This window comes from Haloferax sp. DFSO60, from assembly GCF_046557615.1.
In the GTDB taxonomy this organism is placed as follows: Archaea; Halobacteriota; Halobacteria; order Halobacteriales; family Haloferacaceae; genus Haloferax.
In genome coordinates this window covers 671,826-687,104 of sequence record NZ_JBKIII010000002.1, presented here as the reverse complement: position 1 = coordinate 687,104, position 15,279 = coordinate 671,826, and the positions used below count along the sequence as shown (strand labels likewise).

General features: G+C 59.1%; 15 protein-coding genes. 5 read left to right on the top strand and 10 right to left on the bottom strand.

What is annotated here, in order from left to right:
* Window positions 1-23: 23 nt before the first annotated feature.
* From ACK509_RS13045 to ACK509_RS13005, 9 genes are all read right to left on the bottom strand, one after another.
* The gene (locus ACK509_RS13045) at window positions 24-989 is read right to left on the bottom strand and encodes a beta-ribofuranosylaminobenzene 5'-phosphate synthase family protein (protein WP_410766975.1); all 966 of its coding nucleotides are present in this window, start codon (window positions 987-989) and stop codon (window positions 24-26) included.
* Between the two features lie 288 nt (window positions 990-1,277).
* Complete coding sequence (locus ACK509_RS13040; protein WP_410766974.1) at window positions 1,278-1,949, bottom strand: DUF4382 domain-containing protein; 672 nt, start codon at window positions 1,947-1,949, stop codon at window positions 1,278-1,280.
* A 364-nt stretch (window positions 1,950-2,313) separates the two neighbouring features.
* On the bottom strand, window positions 2,314-3,231 hold the full coding sequence (locus ACK509_RS13035) for a DUF4397 domain-containing protein (protein WP_410766973.1): 918 nt from the start codon (window positions 3,229-3,231) through the stop codon (window positions 2,314-2,316).
* Between the two features lie 223 nt (window positions 3,232-3,454).
* Window positions 3,455-4,747, bottom strand: coding sequence for a DUF4397 domain-containing protein (locus ACK509_RS13030; protein WP_410766972.1), 1,293 nt, complete (start codon window positions 4,745-4,747; stop codon window positions 3,455-3,457).
* Window positions 4,748-5,134: 387 nt separating this feature from the next.
* The gene (locus ACK509_RS13025) at window positions 5,135-5,452 is read right to left on the bottom strand and encodes a CTP synthetase (protein ID WP_410766971.1); all 318 of its coding nucleotides are present in this window, start codon (window positions 5,450-5,452) and stop codon (window positions 5,135-5,137) included.
* Complete coding sequence (guaA, locus tag ACK509_RS13020; protein ID WP_410766970.1) at window positions 5,449-6,366, bottom strand: glutamine-hydrolyzing GMP synthase; 918 nt, start codon at window positions 6,364-6,366, stop codon at window positions 5,449-5,451. Before guaA ends, ACK509_RS13025 begins: the two co-directional genes overlap by 4 nt.
* Entirely contained in the window at window positions 6,366-8,012 is a 1,647-nt protein-coding gene (gene pyrG, locus ACK509_RS13015; RefSeq protein WP_410766969.1) for a glutamine hydrolyzing CTP synthase, read from the bottom strand. The genes guaA and pyrG overlap by 1 nt, the downstream gene beginning before the upstream one ends.
* 105 nt (window positions 8,013-8,117) lie before the next feature.
* The gene (locus ACK509_RS13010; protein WP_410766968.1) at window positions 8,118-8,675 is read right to left on the bottom strand and encodes a maltose acetyltransferase domain-containing protein; all 558 of its coding nucleotides are present in this window, start codon (window positions 8,673-8,675) and stop codon (window positions 8,118-8,120) included.
* Between the two features lie 62 nt (window positions 8,676-8,737).
* Window positions 8,738-9,232 carry a dual specificity protein phosphatase family protein gene (locus tag ACK509_RS13005; RefSeq protein ID WP_410766967.1) on the bottom strand — a complete coding sequence of 165 codons (495 nt, stop codon included), beginning with the start codon at window positions 9,230-9,232 and terminating at the stop codon, window positions 8,738-8,740.
* A 92-nt stretch (window positions 9,233-9,324) separates the two neighbouring features.
* On the opposite strand from ACK509_RS13005, the gene ACK509_RS13000 reads away from it, so the two are divergent.
* The 5 genes from ACK509_RS13000 to ACK509_RS12980 all read left to right on the top strand — a co-directional run bounded on the left by ACK509_RS13000 (window position 9,325) and on the right by ACK509_RS12980 (window position 12,399).
* Window positions 9,325-9,696, top strand: coding sequence for a hypothetical protein (locus ACK509_RS13000; protein WP_410766966.1), 372 nt, complete (start codon window positions 9,325-9,327; stop codon window positions 9,694-9,696).
* The gene (locus ACK509_RS12995; RefSeq protein ID WP_410766965.1) at window positions 9,689-10,645 is read left to right on the top strand and encodes a hypothetical protein; all 957 of its coding nucleotides are present in this window, start codon (window positions 9,689-9,691) and stop codon (window positions 10,643-10,645) included. The genes ACK509_RS13000 and ACK509_RS12995 overlap by 8 nt, the downstream gene beginning before the upstream one ends.
* Window positions 10,646-10,919: 274 nt before the next feature.
* Window positions 10,920-11,246, top strand: a complete 327-nt coding sequence (locus ACK509_RS12990) for a HalOD1 output domain-containing protein (RefSeq protein ID WP_410766964.1) — start codon at window positions 10,920-10,922, stop codon at window positions 11,244-11,246.
* A 63-nt stretch (window positions 11,247-11,309) separates the two neighbouring features.
* Complete coding sequence (locus ACK509_RS12985; protein WP_410766963.1) at window positions 11,310-12,110, top strand: aldo/keto reductase; 801 nt, start codon at window positions 11,310-11,312, stop codon at window positions 12,108-12,110.
* A gap of 121 nt (window positions 12,111-12,231) precedes the next feature.
* Window positions 12,232-12,399: a hypothetical protein gene (locus ACK509_RS12980; protein WP_410766962.1), complete on the top strand. Its 168-nt coding sequence runs from the start codon at window positions 12,232-12,234 to the stop codon at window positions 12,397-12,399.
* A gap of 56 nt (window positions 12,400-12,455) precedes the next feature.
* Here the strand turns inward: ACK509_RS12980 and ppc are convergent, their stop codons facing one another.
* Window positions 12,456-15,152, bottom strand: a complete 2,697-nt coding sequence (ppc, locus tag ACK509_RS12975; protein WP_410766961.1) for a phosphoenolpyruvate carboxylase — start codon at window positions 15,150-15,152, stop codon at window positions 12,456-12,458.
* Window positions 15,153-15,279 lie beyond the last annotated feature (127 nt).

Below are 15,279 nucleotides of genomic sequence, written 5' to 3'. Positions count from 1 at the left end.
TCGGGGCGACGAACGACCTCTGACTATTTTTCGACCACTGCGCCAGTGTTTCGCCCCGTTGCGACGGTGACAGTCCCGGCGATACCAGCGTCCGACAGCGCAGCATTGCCTGCGTCGATAGCGGCATCGACGTGGTCAACGTCGGTCACGCCGTACACTGCCGGTCCCCACGACGACTGTCCGGTTCCATACACTGCGGGTGACTCGGTGAGCGACGAGACGAGTTCGCCCACGGGTGGCCGGTAGACGCCACCCTGTTCGTCGGCGTACCACGTGCCGTTGAGGCGGCCGATGGTTTCGACGGCCTCGCCGAAGCGTTCGGCAGACCCCTCTGCAAGCGCGGGCAAGAGGTTCTGTGTGACGAGCCCGGCTATTCGGTCACTCGTGGTTGCGTCGGCGCGCTCGACAACCGAGCGCATGCTCTCGTCTTCTTCTGACCCGCTTCGTCCGGGGTCTGCATCGGGAACGACGAGCAAGAACCGCCAGTGGCTAGGAATCTCGTGACGGGCGACGACGGGCGGGACCGTCCACGACCCAATCGCTGGGCGGTCGGTCGTAAAGCGTGTCGTCGGGTGGCCTGCATCCAACAGTGCGCCGCCGGATTCGAACGTTGCGACGCCGATTCCGGAGCGCCCGCCACGCCCTAACTCCGGGGCGAGCGAGCGAACTGACAGTGGAGTTTCTGTCGCGGCGGCAACCGCCCGAAGCACCGTCAAGGCGAGTTGCGTCCCGCTCCCGAGCCCGGCGTGTCGCGGGAGCGACCGCTCGACGGTGACTGCCGCGCCAGGAACGTCGAGCAGTGAAACCGCCCGTTCGGCGTACTCTCGTGCGGCAGGATGCCGACAGCGTACTTCGTCTGCGGGCTCGGCGGTGACGACCACGCGTGGCTCGTCGAGCGCGACACCCAACCCACCATAGAGGCGGTCACGGGCGAGGCTCAAGTTGAGAAAGCCGAAGTGGAGCCGTGCGCCGACCGAAACCCGAACCATGTTACCGGAGTTCGGAGAGGTGTGATAAAGCGAGTTGCGACAATGGCAATTCGGGCCACTATTTTCCCCGTCGTCTACGGATTCGAAGCGTATCGAAGTGGGGAACGGGGTAAGGAAGAGTGGGGAAACGAGGGGAAGGAGGAATGGAGAGGGACGGGGAAAGAGGGGAGAGCGGGGCCAAAGCGGGGGACGGTGGGGGAAGCGATTCCGTGTGTGCGGAATCACGTTGGAAGAGACCCCGTGTGTGCGGAGTCTCGTATGGGGCGTGTGAGGAGTGGCCGTTGAGCGTTATTCAGTCGTGGTTGCGGTGGTGTTGGTGGAGGTGGTCGTTTCGTTCGTCGAGGTGGTTGTCTCCGTCTCGGAGTCGGTCGTCGTCTCCGTAGACGTCTCTTCGGCCGAGTCAGTCGCCGTCTCGTTGGCGGTGGTCGATTCCGAATCTTCCTCGGTCGATTCGTAGGTCACCGTCACTTCGTCGGCGACGGGTTGGAGGACGTACTTCCCCGACCCACCGGCCTTCACAGGCGTGAAGTCGGCGGTAAACGAGGTCGTCTGGTCAGCGCGGATTTCGAACTGTGTGTTGAACTTCAGCGGGGCAGACCCCGGAACTTCGACCGTCGCATCGGAGCCATCGGTGAGCGTCGCGTTCGTCTCACTCACCTCGACCTGGAGGTAGTCGTAGGTGCCCGTTTCGAGTTCGGACTCCGAGACGAGTTCGGAGGCCTCGCCTTGGAGGTTCACGAGGTCGACTTCCGTGCCCTCTGCGTCGATGGATTTCGCTTCTCCATCGGTGGGCTTCACGCGAATCGTCGAGAGTGTGACGAGACACGACTCGAAGTCTGCGATGTCTCCGGGCTTGTCGCTCACGTGCGTCGCCAGCGTGCCCGTCTCCGCGGAGGCCATGCCCATACATCCGGCAGTGGCCACCGTACTTGCTGCGGCGATTCCAGCGACACGCTTCATGAGCGTTCGTCGATTGAGATTCATCGTCATTGTAGTGTAGATAGCTGCGTGGACCGCCGAGCGGGTCGGCAGTCGCGTGGTTCTCTTTCGCTGCACTCGGTGCTGTGGACGCCGGGCTATTCAATGGGGTAAATCGACACACCGAATTACGGTCACTGGACGAGAGTTTCGATTCGTTTACGCCGATTTTCGGCCATTTTCGTGGAGATGCCGAGGGTGAATTGCGGATTCAACGAGAATGGAAAGGAATCGGTGTTGGTCGGGTCAGAGCGCGGGCGGTACCCTCGCAGTCATCACAATCACTGCCATTTCTATCTGTGAAAAAACGCGTGTCGAGGGTGTGCTTCGTGACGGTCCTAGTCAGTTAGCTACTCGTCGTCGTTTCGTTCCCGCTCGGTGTTTCGGTCGTCGTCTCCTCTCTCGCCATTTGCTGTGCGAGCGTGTCGTTCGAACTGAGTACACTGAGTCCGGGGAGTTCCGGTCCCTGTGGTGCCACGTAGCCGATGACGAACACCGAGTAGACTTGGTCACCCATCAGCTCGACGTCGGTGAGTGACGCGACTGCCTCTTGATTCTGTGCGTCGTTGATGTCGATGCTGTAGACCCCTGCATCGAGGACTTCGTAGCCAGACACTTCGCTGAATTCGAGGTTCGATGCGAGGTCATCACCGTTGGCGAGGGTGATGTCCACAGCGGGCGCGTCGGACGAGAAGTGCCCGAACCGAACTTTCGCTTGCGAGTCGGACGCCGGTTCCTCGTTGTCTTCGAGGACGACGGCACTGATGTTGTCGAGTTCGTCCGCCGCGACGATTGTGTAGGCGGAATCCGCATCGAGCGTCAGGTCTTCGTCGATGACGAGACGGTCCTCATCGATCGATGTCGTCGTCTCCGTGGTCGTCATTCCCGATTCGGACTCGGTGGTCGTCATCCCCGTCTCAGTCTCAGTGGGAGTCATCGCGGTTTCGGTGGACGTCTCGTTGCTCGTGGGCATCTCTCCCTCGATCATCTCACCGGTTAATACGACCTTGACGTTGTACGTGTCCGCAGGGACGACGAAGTACGACGAGAGTGCCCCGTAGGGGACGCCCTGTAACTCTGGGAAAGGTTCGTCGTCTATCAGCACGTTCACGACAGGCGTGTCTGGTGAGAAGTGACCCACCCGAAAGAGTGCCGTATCTTCTTGACCGCCCATCTGTGCGCCAGTTGCGCTCGCGCCGCCAACGAGCAGGATGCCACCTGCACCGACTGTCTTCAGTATTGTTCGCCGTGATACTGGGTTCATCTGCAAGTGGAATGACGTGATATCTCGCTATAAGCTTATTTCAGACAAATTGTCCCGATATAAAGTGCGGCATGTCTGAGTTTCTGAGGCTTGTGACGGTCATCGGTTCGGTTCTCTCTCGGTCGAGTAGAATGCAGTTTTTAGGGGAGAAATCAGACTCACGAGGCGGTACTCGTCTACTCTGTGAGTAGAAAAAAGCGTCAGGGGGGACCAAGTGACTGTGTTACGACGTTGTGGTCGTTGTCTCGTTCGCCATCGTGGTGGTCGTCCCCTCCTCGGTCGTTGTGGTCCCTTCTTCGGTGGTCATGGTTCCTTCTTCGGTGGTCGTCTCTTCCTCCGTAGTCGTAGTACCCTCTTCGGTGGTCGTCTCCTCTTCCGTGGTCGTTCCTTCCTCGGCCGTCGTTTCGTTCGCGGTCGTTGTCGTCGTCGTTTCCGCGCCAGCCATCATCGAGGCCAAGGTGTCGTTCGACAGGAGGACTGCGAATCCCGGACCTGCAGTTTCGACGAATCCGATGGCAAACGCCGAGTAGGAATCGCCTGCCGAAAGTTCTATCTGCGGGAGTTCGAGGACGAGGTCCTTCCCCTGCGAGGTGACAATCTCCAAGTCGTAGGTTCCAGCATCGACGGTTTCGTAGTCGGAAACCTCACCGAATTCGAGGTTTTTCACGACGTCGGGTCCGTCCACGACAGCGAGGTCAACCCCGGGCGCGTCGGGCGCGAAGTGGGCGGCCCGAATCTGCGCTTCGGGCTCGTCCAGTGGTTCGGTCTCGTCTTCGAGTACGACCGGGTCGATGCTGTCGAAGACGTCCGTGGCGGCAATCGTGTAATCGACGCCCGACTGGAGGGTCACGTCTTCGTCGATGAGGACCACGGATTCTTCGCTCATCTCGGTCGTCGTCTCGGTACTCGTCGTCGTTTCGTTCGCGGACGTGGTTTCGTTACCCGAGACGACGGTCGTCGCGTCGGTCGCGGTCTCCGTCCCCGATTCGGTCGTCGTCTCTGTTCCCGACTCCGTCGTGGTTTCTGTACCTGATTCAGTCGTCGTCTCAGTGCCTGCTTCTGTCGTCGTTTCGGTCCCCGACTCCGTCGTCGTCTCGGTCTCCATCGCGGTCGTCGTGGTTTCGGGACCCGCGTCTGTCGCCGTTTCGTTTACGTCGGTCGTCGTCTCGGTACTCGTCGCTGTGTCTGTGGCGGTTTCGGTACCGTCTGCAGTCGTCGTCTCTGTCGTGGCCTCGTCACCAGTTGCGGTGACGACTTGCACGTTGTACGTGTCCGCAGGCACCTCGAAGTACCCCGAGAGCGTCCCATAGGACACGTTCTGCAAGTCAGGGAACGGTTCGCCATCGATGAGGACGTTGACTGCGGGTGTATCGGGGGAGAAGTGGCCGACACGGAACTTGGCCGTGTCCTCCGAATCTTCGTCTGTCTGTGTTGCTACGATGCTCGCACCACCGGCTATCAGGACCCCGCCTGCACCGAGGCCCTTCAGGATAGTGCGTCGAGTGATTGAACTCATGTGCAAACGGTATGACGTGTTGTACCATCATAAGTTTATTTCATACATTTTGCCTAGAATTAAACTAAGGATTTTCTGAGTTACCCCGGCACACGACAGTCTTAAACTGAATTTTCTCGGGGTCTACGAAAAATAAGGGTCGAAGTACCATCCCTTGTCGATGATAATACATTACCTGTTACAGTCATCGTTTCCTCTCGGTTTTCGTGGCCCCGCTTATACCCTGCCGTCTCGCTATTTTCGTCGGAACACGCGATATCGAGTCAGCACAATAGAGTCACCCAGTTCGGACTCTCCAAGGCGTCAGACTCCCTCTTGGCAGTGAGAAAACGAGACGTAGAGTAGAAAACCGATGCTCGCTGAGACAGACTGTCCCTGGTAGCTATCTCAGACGAGTTCTTCTGCGACGACGTCGGCAGCGAGGAGGTTCGGGTCGATAGCCAAGTCTGCCTGTCCCTTCGCGAACTCGGGAAGCGAGTCGTGCGAGTAGGTGACGATTCGAATCTCTGAGTTCAGTTCCTTTGCCACCGAAATGGCCGTCGCATCGGCCATGTCGGTGAGGACGAACAGGTCGGCCGTTTCGACATCTGCGCCTGCGAGTGTCTCAGCACCGACGGGGTCTGAGAGACGGACGATTTCGACGCCTTCGGCTTCGAGTGCTTCGCCCAGTCCGTCGCCGTCGGGGCCTGCGATGAGTGCAATCATTCGTATTCGATGGTCGCTGGTGGTTTGTGCGTCACGTCGTAGACGACGCGCGCGACGTTCTCGTTCGTGCCGGTGATACGCGACTGGATGCGCTGGAGGGTGTCCCACGGGAGTTCCTGTGCGCGGGCGGTCATGCCATCACGCGATTCGACAGAGCGCACGGAGACAATCCATCCGTGGACGCGGTTGTCTCCCTTGACACCGGTACCCTTGCCGATGACGGCGGCAAACGCCTGCCATGGTTCGTGCTTTGCGACTTCTTCTTCGACGATGTGGCACGATTCGCGGGCGACCTGTACCTTCTCGGGCGTCAGCTCGCCGATGACGCGAACGGCGAGACCGGGGCCGGGGAAGGGCATGCGTTCTGCGATGACCGATTCGAGACCGAGTGCGCGCGCAACGTCGCGCACTTCGTCTTTGTAGAGGTCGCGGACGGGTTCGACGATGCCCTCGAAATCGACGACATCCGGAAGGCCACCGACGTTGTGGTGCGATTTGATGTTGCCTTCGGACTCGATACGGTCGGGGTAGATAGTCCCCTGCACGAGGTATTCGGCATCGGTGTCTTTCGCTTCGCGTTCGAACTCGCGGATGAACTGCTCGCCGATGACTTTGCGCTTTTCTTCGGGGTCCACGACACCTTCGAGTGCCTCGAAGAAGCGGTCTTCGGCATCGACGATGCGAAGGCTCTCCATGAAGTCGAACGTCTCTGCGATTTCTTCGGTCTCGCCCTTACGCATCAAGCCGGTATCGACGTAGACTGGCGTGAGTTGCTCGCCGACTGCTTCGTAGGCGAGCGTGGCCGCGACAGACGAATCGACACCGCCCGAGAGGGCGATAATCGCGTGTTCGTCGCCGATTTGTTCTTGGATGTTTGCTTTCGCTTCTTCGATGAATTCGTCGACGTTTACCATTAGTTGACTACCTCCGTGTTGAGTTCACGCGCGTCCAGTTCGCCGAGAACCGACTTGAGCAGGCCGACGAATGGCGGACTTGCGCGGTCTGGTCGAGAGCGGAATTCGGGGTGATACTGCGTCCCGAAGAAGAACGGGTGGTTCGTGAGTTCGAGAATCTCCATACGATTTTCTGCGCGACCCGAGAACCGAAGGCCTTCGGATTCGAGTTCGTCGATGAGTTCGGGGTTCACTTCGTAGCGGTGGCGATGGCGCTCCGTACAGGAGGTGTCGCCGTAGAGTTCTTCGGCGAGCGTGCCGGGCGTGATATCCGTCGTGTGCGCACCGAGTCGCATCGTGCCACCCATGTCTTCGACTTCGTACTGCTCGGGGAGCAGGTCGATGGCGGGATACGAAGTATCCTCGTCAAGTTCGGTGGAGTGGGCGTCTTCGTAGCCGAGGACGTTGCGTGCCTGTTCGACGACCGCCATCTGGAAGCCCAGACAGAGACCGAGGAACGGAACGTCGTGTTCGCGGGCATATTGGATGGCCTCGATTTTACCGTCGGTGCCACGCGAGCCGAATCCGCCGGGGACGACGATGCCGTCTGCGTCCTGCAAGCGCGCTTCGTGCTTCTCGTCCATCTCGTCGGCATCGACCCACAGGATGTTGATATCGACGCCACACTCGATGCCAGCGTGCTTGAGCGACTCGTGGATGGACATGTAGGCGTCTTCGAGCGCGTACTTGCCAACGAGTGCGATATCGACCGAACCGGTGCGCTCGGCGGTGACGAGTTCGCGCCAGCGGCTATCGCGTTCTTCTTTCGGAAGTGCCTCGCCTTCGATTTTGAGGCGTTCCATGACGTACTCGTCCAGTCCTTCTTCTTCGACCATCAGCGGGACGTGGTAGATGTCCGGCACGTCGGGGTTCGAGAACACCGCGGCGTCCGGCACGTCACAGAACTGCGCAATCTTGTGCTTGGTCTCGGCTTCGAGTTTGTCGTCCGAGCGACCAACGAGAATGTCGGGTTGGAGGCCGATACTTCGGAGTTCCTTGACGGAGTGCTGGGTCGGCTTCGTCTTCTGCTCGCCGTTCTTCGAGTACGGGACGAGCGTGACGTGGGTAAAGAGAACGTCGTCGTCGTCTTCTTCGGAGGCGAACTGGCGCAAGGCTTCGAGGAAGGGCATCGATTCGATGTCGCCGACGGTGCCACCGACTTCGACGATACAGACGTCGGTGCCGTCGGCGGCCTCGCGGATTCGTCGCTTGATGTCTTCGGTGACGTGCGGGATAATCTGGACCGTCTTTCCGAGATAGTCGCCCGCGCGTTCTTTCTGGATGACGTGTTGGTACGTCTTCCCGGTCGTGATGTTGTGGTCGGCGGTCATGTCGATGCCCAAGAAACGCTCGTAATTTCCAAGGTCGAGGTCGACTTCCGCGCCGTCTTTGAGCACGTAGACTTCGCCGTGCTCGTAGGGGTTCATCGTGCCCGCGTCAACGTTGAGATACGGGTCGATTTTGACTGCTGTAACGTCGAATCCGGCGTTCTTCAGGAGACGGCCAGTGCTGGCGGCCGTGATTCCTTTTCCGAGGCCGGACATGACGCCCCCCGTTACGAAAATGAACTTGCGCCCGAGTGTAGGGTCGTATTCGTCCGTCGGCATACTGACTGTGCGCAATTGGCCTTCAAAACGATTTCGGAGCCATTGGTCTGTGGCAATAAAACGCACATTGCCAATTGATGTACAAACAGTGTGTGAATTGCCAGTTTAGTCGAGTTCTTTGATGATTTGAGCTGGGTTACCGCCGACCACGACGCTGTCTGGGACATCTTTCGTCACGACCGACCCAGACGCCACGACCACGTCGTCGCCGATGGTCACACCCGGATTGATGACCGACTGTCCGCCAATCCACGCGTTGTCGCCGATAGTGACTGAGTCACCGAACTCCGGGCCTTTGATTCGCTCGGCGGCGTCGATGGGATGCGTCGCCGTGTAGATGTGGACCCCCGGACCGAGTCCTGCGTTGTCGCCGATATCGATGGGGCACACGTCGAGAAAGACGCAATCGAAGTTGGCGAAGAAGTTCTCGCCGACGCTGATGTTGTAGCCGTAATCGCATCGGAAGGTGGGTTCGATTTCGAATTCGTCGCCAACGTCGCCGAAGAGTTCGCGGATGAGTTCGTCGCGGCGGTCCATCTGGATCTCGTCGGTGTCGTTGAACAGTCGCGTGAGTCTGCGTGCGCGCGTGCGCTCTTCGACGAGTTCGGGGTCGCCCGCGTCGTAGAGTTCTCCGGCGAGCATCTTCTCTTTCTCAGAGGGCATTGGTGTGCGTTTTTGATGGAGGGTAAAGTAGGTATCCCGCCCGAGGTAGAGCGTTGTTGGCGCTAACGCTCCGCAGCGAGGTACACGACTGCCAATTCGTACAGAGCAGGATTGGGTGTTGCAAACGGACGTGTCTCTTGGACGGTTGCAAGCGCATCGCGGAAGCGCCGATTCTCTTCAGCAGCGATGGCGGTTGCGATGAGTGTGCTACTTCGAGAGATACCGGCGGTACAGTGGATTAACACGCTTCCTTCTCGTTGGGAGAGCAATCGTGCAGTATCGACTGCCGCCGCAAATTCGCCCCACTCGTTTCCAGCCCCGTCGATTAGTGGGTGGTGGTGTGTCGTGAGTGGGTAGCTCTGTTCAGTAGCAGAGAGTACGTAGTCAAATTCCTCCGTGTGACGTTCAGGGACCGCTGCGAATTTATTGCCCAAGTACAGGTCGCGGTCGCCAACTGACCGGATAATCGCCTCGTCTTCGACGTATCCAAAGGGACGAACTCGTAGCTCAGCCCTGCGTTCGTTGGAATCCGGAACAGTCGCGTCTCGGGAGTCCACTGTTCCAAGAAAATCTCACAGACAGTTGAAATTTTCTATGGCACACTTCTTGGAGCCAGTGTTTATCACACGACACTTCATCATCACATCTCATGGGTCGCTATTCCTGCATCACGTTTCACGCCCCGAACCGGGAGTACGCGCAACTCGAAGCGGCGTTGCGTGACGCACTGAGCGACCACCCCAAATACGGCGAGCGCGAGCCATACACGTGGGAGTACGAAGGGAATCTCGTCTGGAAGGTTCGTGAGAAGTTCGACCCACAACTCGACATCGAGGTTCCGAAGGTGCTCGAAATCTACTATTGCGATACGGCGTGCATCGGGACCGGAACGTTGTACGAGCGAATCGACGGCCGATTCGTTCGAACAGACTATTTCAACGAGACCACTTCCTCTCTCGGCAGACAGGTCATCGACTACTTCCGAGTCAACCACGGTATCGAGGCGACGATTCATGACTGAGGTTCCCCAGACTGCCAATCACGACGAGGCGCTGGTGGAATTTCGGCGACTCCTCGCAAAGCGGGTCGAATGGTTCTCGGAAGAGGATATTGAGGCACCGCTGTCGGTCGAAAACGCGGTCGATGCTGTTTCTGGTGAGCGCCGCCGGAAACGGTGTGACGAGTTGGTAGAGACGATTCGACTGCTCCTCGAACTCCTCGGAGACCCAGAGACCGATTCGGAAAACCGGCGGCGACTCGCGCATATCATTCAAGCCGTAAGCCCACACGTCTCCACTCGGTCACTCTGGTCCGAGATGGCGAGACATCTCTGGTATCCGGAATCTCGGCCGTTTCTTCTCGACGCGATGGAGCATCAACGAGGAGGAGATATCGAGACACTCGCTCGGAGCAGTGACCCACGTGACCGGATGGGTGCGCTCGTGTACCTCTCGGCGGACAAACGCAGAGTGGGAGACTATCCTGAGTTACTCTTCGAGGCGTTGGATGGCCCCAAGGAGGCGCAGGAGTTAGCCGCCCGCTGCCTGTGGAGTATCGACGCACGGTCTCTTGACCCACGAGAACAACCACTCTTCGACCATCTCGACGAACTGCTGAGCGCACTCGACCACCCATCAGGTATCGTCCGTGCTGCGGCCGTGACGTGCGCTTCGACCCACGTCTGGGAGACTGTCGATGGGAGGTATTGTGTGCCCCACGAGCGTGCGCCGAAAATCGTGGAGAAGGTCATCGAAGCACTCGATGACCCAGATATTCGAGTTCGACGGCGTGCGTTTGCGGTCGTGCGCGAGAGTGATTTGGATTCGAGCAGACTGTGGGACTCTCTCGACGACGAACTTCTGGCGCAGTTCGTGACCGCACTCGAAACCGGGCTTTCTGACGAAGACGAGTTCATCGTCGAACGAGCGACGGACGCTACGTACACAATGGGTCACAAGTCGATTCTGTGAGACTGCGATGCTATCCCGTCTGTCCCACCTCGAACACGAACCGTTCTGAGCGACTGTACAGCACGCGGGTCATACCTTCGAACTGTCACTTGTCCGTACTGTTATGGGTATGCAAGTGGATGTAAAAGAACGGAATCACAGGGCACCACATGTGTTCGGCCTCATTGCGTCGGGACCACTTGAACGATACTTACCGGGCGATACACCTCGCTATCTTCGCGCGACCTTCTCGCGGAACGCATCATCGAGTTCTCACACGTTCCGCTAACACGCCATGACAGATAGTGACACCAAATCCACGACGAGCAGAAAGACAGAGCATGAGAACGGAGACCAGTTTCAAGTCGCATTCGACCCGCAGCAACAGTCCGCCACCGAGATTCTCATCCATGCGGTTGCCTCGGTGACGGACCGCCGACTCGACCAGATTCCAATTTTGAACGACTACATCGACCCAGACGCGCTCGATGTATTGTTTCGACCGACCGGTGACGAACTGGCGTCTGGTCCCGACCAATCGATATTTTTCAGATACGCTGAGTGTGACGTCCGAATCGACGCAGGTGGCGCCATGACGCTCTCGTTCGATACGAAGGTGTAACACACGTCTTCGTCACCTACCGCAACCGCAGACTTTGAACCGCTCCACCCAATCCATACTCACATGACGAACTTCCCGCAACTCGGATTCGGGACGTACAAACTCGAAGACCGTGACGAGTGCGTTTCGGCCGTCAAAACCGCCCTCGACGTCGGCTACCGCAACATCGACACTGCCCAGATGTACAACAACGAGGAGTACGTCGGCGAAGCGCTCGCCGAGTCCGATGTCCCCCGCGAAGACATCTTCGTGGCGACGAAACTCGACACAGGTAACCTCTCCGCCGAGGCAGTCAAAGAGACTGCCCACGAATCCGCCGACAAACTCGGTATCGACACTATCGACCTCCTGTACGTCCACTGGCCGCTCGACACCTACGACGCCGACGAGACGCTCGCCGCGCTGGACGAACTCTACGACGAGGGCCTGATTGCGAACGTCGGCCTGAGCAACTTCCGACCCGACCAACTGGAGGAGGCTATCGAGAAACTCGACGCGCCGCTCTTTGCCCACCAAGTCGAGATGCACCCACTGCTCCAGCAGAAGAAACTCCGCGACCTCGCCGACGAGTACGACCACCATCTCGTCGCCTACTCGCCAATCGCCCGGAATCAGGTCGCCGACGACGACACCATCGTCGAAATCGCCGAGAAGTACGACGCCTCGCCCGCGCAAGTGTCGCTCGCGTGGATTATGGCCAAGGGCGCAACCGCCATCCCGAAAGCATCTAGTGAAGCACACATCCGCGACAACTTCGCGGCACTCGACCTCGAACTGGACGACGAAGATATCCAGGCCATCGACGAACTCGACGAGACGAACCGTATCGTCGATTTCGACGCCGCGCCGTGGAACCACGCCTAACTAGCGTCAGGAATCGCTGAAACTCTCTCAGTCTGGCGTTTTCGACGGTTCTTTTTCACCGCTGTTGTCGCGCTGAAAGCAGTAGTGAACATATATGATGGATAACTCCGTAGAGTCAATTATGGCGACAGTGGTGGTGGCCTGCCCGCACTGCGGACAAATGGTGGAATCGAACTACGAGGGTAACGCACACTTCGACGGTGTCCGGCAACGGCTCAAAAGTGAGTATCGGTTGGCGCGTGAGACCTGTCCGGTCTGTTCGCATCCGTACGACCTCCGTCGCGCGTAACCACGCAGAAACGAATCGAGCACCAAGGAAGTGCCCCGGTGGTGGCCGGGACGTGCTTATCCGGTGTTTTTCATCCCGGCAGCGATACCCTTGACCGTCAGCCGAAGCGTTCGTTCTTCGTCGTCTGTCCGGTGGGTCTGCGACAGGAGGTGCGTCTGCAACAGGTTTAGCGGGTCAACGTAGGGGTTCCGGCGCGACAGGCTTTGTTCGAGCCATTCACGCTTGAGTAAGCCGTCGCGGTCGGTGATATCCAGCATCAGCGAGACGGCGTCTTCGTACTCGGCTTGGAGACGCGGGAAGTACTCGTTGCGCAGGTCTTCGTCCGCGAGGTTCGCGTACTCGGCGGCGATTTCGAGGTCCGTCCGCGCGAGCGACATCGCGGCGTTATCGAGCATGCTGCGGAAGAACGGCCACTCGTCGTACATCTCACGGACCGTGTCGTAGTCGCCGTCCTCGTCGAGGTAGGCTTCGACACCCGCGGCGAGCGAGTACCAACCGGGAAGGATACACCGCGATTGGGTCCACGAGAACACCCACGGAATCGCACGGAGGTCTTCGACGGTGCGCTCTGCGTCAGACCGCGATGCAGGACGCGAACCGAGGTTCAGTTCTTCGATAACCGTAATCGGCGTCGCCTGCTCGAAGTACGAGACGAACCCCTCGGATTCGAGGAGGTCACGGTATTCGGCGCGCGCCGCCGTGGACATGGTGTCCATCGCGTCAACCCAGCGTTCTGGGACGTGTTCTTCGGGTTCGCGCTTTGCTTGCAGTCGCGCGCGAACTTGCGCGTTGAGCATCTGTTCGAGGTTGCGCTCGGCGATACGCGGGTTGCCGTACTTCTCGGCGATGGCTTCGCCCTGCTCGGTGAACTTGATTTGACCGGTCACCGTCTCGTTCGGCAGTGCGAGCATGGCTTCGTTCATCGGACCGCCACCGCGCGAAATCGAGCCACCGCGGCCGTGGAACAGGCGCATCGTCACGTCGAAATCGTCGCAGATGGTTGCGAGACGACGCTGGTTCTTGTACAGGTCCCAGTTCGCGGCGAGAAAGCCGTTCTCCTTGTTCGAGTCCGAGTAGCCCAGCATAATCTCTTGGACGTTGTTCCGGGCAGCGAGCGCCTTCTCGTAGGCCTCGTTCTCGAACAGCGTGCCCATGATGCGGCGCGCGCCGTTGAGCGCGGACTCGGTTTCGAGGAGTGGAACCACGTCGAGTCCGCAGTGGTCAGGCAGCGAGACGACGCCCGCTTGGTCGGCCAAGAAGAGTACTTCGAGGACGTGTGACGGCTCTTCGGTCATCGAGATACAGTAGGTGTCGATAGCGCCGACGCCGTACTCACGCTGCCACTCGCCGAGTTTGCGGAAGCGGCGGAGGACGCGCTGTGCGGTATCAGAGAGGTCTTCGACGGTTTCGAAGTCCACGACCGGTTCTTCTTGGAGAATCGCGTCGGTCAGGAGTTCGACGCGTTCGGATTCCGAGCGGCCGCAATAGTCGATGCCCTCGTGGGCGAGTGCGTCGTGAACCGCCTCGGTGTGATTCTTCTGGTGGTCACGCAGGTCGAGGCTGGCGAGGGTGAAGCCGAAGGTATCGGCCTGTCGCATCAGGGGTTCGACGTACACGTCGGCGACCTGTCCAGCACCAGTACTCCGGAGACTGGCGTCGATGACTTCCAAGTCGTCCATGAGTTCCGATGGCTCGTTGTAGCCGTTCGGTCGAACGTCCTCGATGCGGCGGAGTCGCTCGCGCATGAGCTTCAACTTCTGGCGGTACGGCTCGTCGGGATACCGCTCGTCGGCCTCTTCGGCGACGACCGGGAGCAGGTCACGGTCGGCTTTCAGCGAGCGTTCGAGTTTGTAGCCGGTTTCGACGCGCGTCGCGTCCTGGCTCAACACACCCGACAGGCGTTTGAGCGAGTCGCTGTACTTTTGCAAGACGACGTTTCGCTGTCGTTCGAGCGTCTCTTCGGTAACATCGACCGTGACGAAGGGGTTGCCGTCGCGGTCAGAGCCAGCCCACGAGCGGAACTCGAACAGTTTGGGCACGTCGAGGTCCGGATATTCGCGGTGGAGGACTTCTTCGAGTTCCTCGTAGACTTCTCCGACGACGTCGAAGAGGATACTTTCGAGGTACCACTGCACGTTTCGGGCTTCGTCTGTCGGTTCGGGGCGACGATTGCGCACCTGGGATGTCTGCCAGAGGCTCGTTACCTCCGCGACGATGTGTCGCCACTCTTGGTCGTGTTCGAGGTCGGTCAATCGTCGCTCATCGAGGGTTTCGAGCCGGTTTGCAATCGACCGAAGCTTGGCTTTGACCGTCTTTCGGCGTGCTTCGGTGGGGTGAGCGGTGAACGTTGGCTCGATGAGGACGTCGTTGAGGACCGTACTCAGGAGTTCTTCGTCTACGTCTTCGTCGCGGAGTTCGTCGAGGGTATCCAAGATACCGTCTTCGAGCGTTCCTTCTTGCGACCCTTCGCGGATGACGCGAACGCGCTCGCGCTCTTCTGCGAGGTTGATGAGTTCGAAATACGTCGTGAAGGCGCGCGCGACGACGCTCTCCGTTTCGGGGTCGAGTTCTGAGAGGACTTCGTAGAGGTCGTCACGAGAGCCTGCATCGCCTTTCCGGTAGGCAATCGCCGCCTTTCGAAGCTCTTCGACCGTTTCGAACGACGCAGTCGACGTTTGCGCCTCCAACACGTCCCCGAGCAGTGCCCCAAGCTCGCGGACGTCTTGTCGGACGTCCCTGGTGTGCAATCGCATCGTATACTCAGATACGAGTACCAAGTGGTAAAAGACCACGAGTAGCGTCGAAAAATTGCCCGAGTTTCCATTCTAAATGAACGTTTGCAAACGACTGGTAGATTCTCCCTGAAGCGGCGTGTGTGAC

Coding starts and splice junctions, on each gene's coding strand:
- ACK509_RS13010 (WP_410766968.1), bottom strand. CDS start 8,675: ATGCCCTCTGAGAAAGAGAAGATGCTCGCCGGAGAACTCTACGACGCG.
- pyrG (WP_410766969.1), bottom strand. CDS start 8,012: ATGCCGACGGACGAATACGACCCTACACTCGGGCGCAAGTTCATTTTC.
- ACK509_RS12985 (WP_410766963.1), top strand. CDS start 11,310: ATGACGAACTTCCCGCAACTCGGATTCGGGACGTACAAACTCGAAGAC.
- ACK509_RS13025 (WP_410766971.1), bottom strand. CDS start 5,452: ATGATTGCACTCATCGCAGGCCCCGACGGCGACGGACTGGGCGAAGCA.
- ACK509_RS13000 (WP_410766966.1), top strand. CDS start 9,325: ATGGGTCGCTATTCCTGCATCACGTTTCACGCCCCGAACCGGGAGTAC.
- ACK509_RS13030 (WP_410766972.1), bottom strand. CDS start 4,747: ATGAGTTCAATCACTCGACGCACTATCCTGAAGGGCCTCGGTGCAGGC.
- ACK509_RS12990 (WP_410766964.1), top strand. CDS start 10,920: ATGACAGATAGTGACACCAAATCCACGACGAGCAGAAAGACAGAGCAT.
- ACK509_RS13035 (WP_410766973.1), bottom strand. CDS start 3,231: ATGAACCCAGTATCACGGCGAACAATACTGAAGACAGTCGGTGCAGGT.
- guaA (WP_410766970.1), bottom strand. CDS start 6,366: ATGGTAAACGTCGACGAATTCATCGAAGAAGCGAAAGCAAACATCCAA.
- ACK509_RS12980 (WP_410766962.1), top strand. CDS start 12,232: ATGGCGACAGTGGTGGTGGCCTGCCCGCACTGCGGACAAATGGTGGAA.
- ACK509_RS13040 (WP_410766974.1), bottom strand. CDS start 1,949: ATGAAGCGTGTCGCTGGAATCGCCGCAGCAAGTACGGTGGCCACTGCC.
- ppc (WP_410766961.1), bottom strand. CDS start 15,152: ATGCGATTGCACACCAGGGACGTCCGACAAGACGTCCGCGAGCTTGGG.
- ACK509_RS12995 (WP_410766965.1), top strand. CDS start 9,689: ATGACTGAGGTTCCCCAGACTGCCAATCACGACGAGGCGCTGGTGGAA.
- ACK509_RS13045 (WP_410766975.1), bottom strand. CDS start 989: ATGGTTCGGGTTTCGGTCGGCGCACGGCTCCACTTCGGCTTTCTCAAC.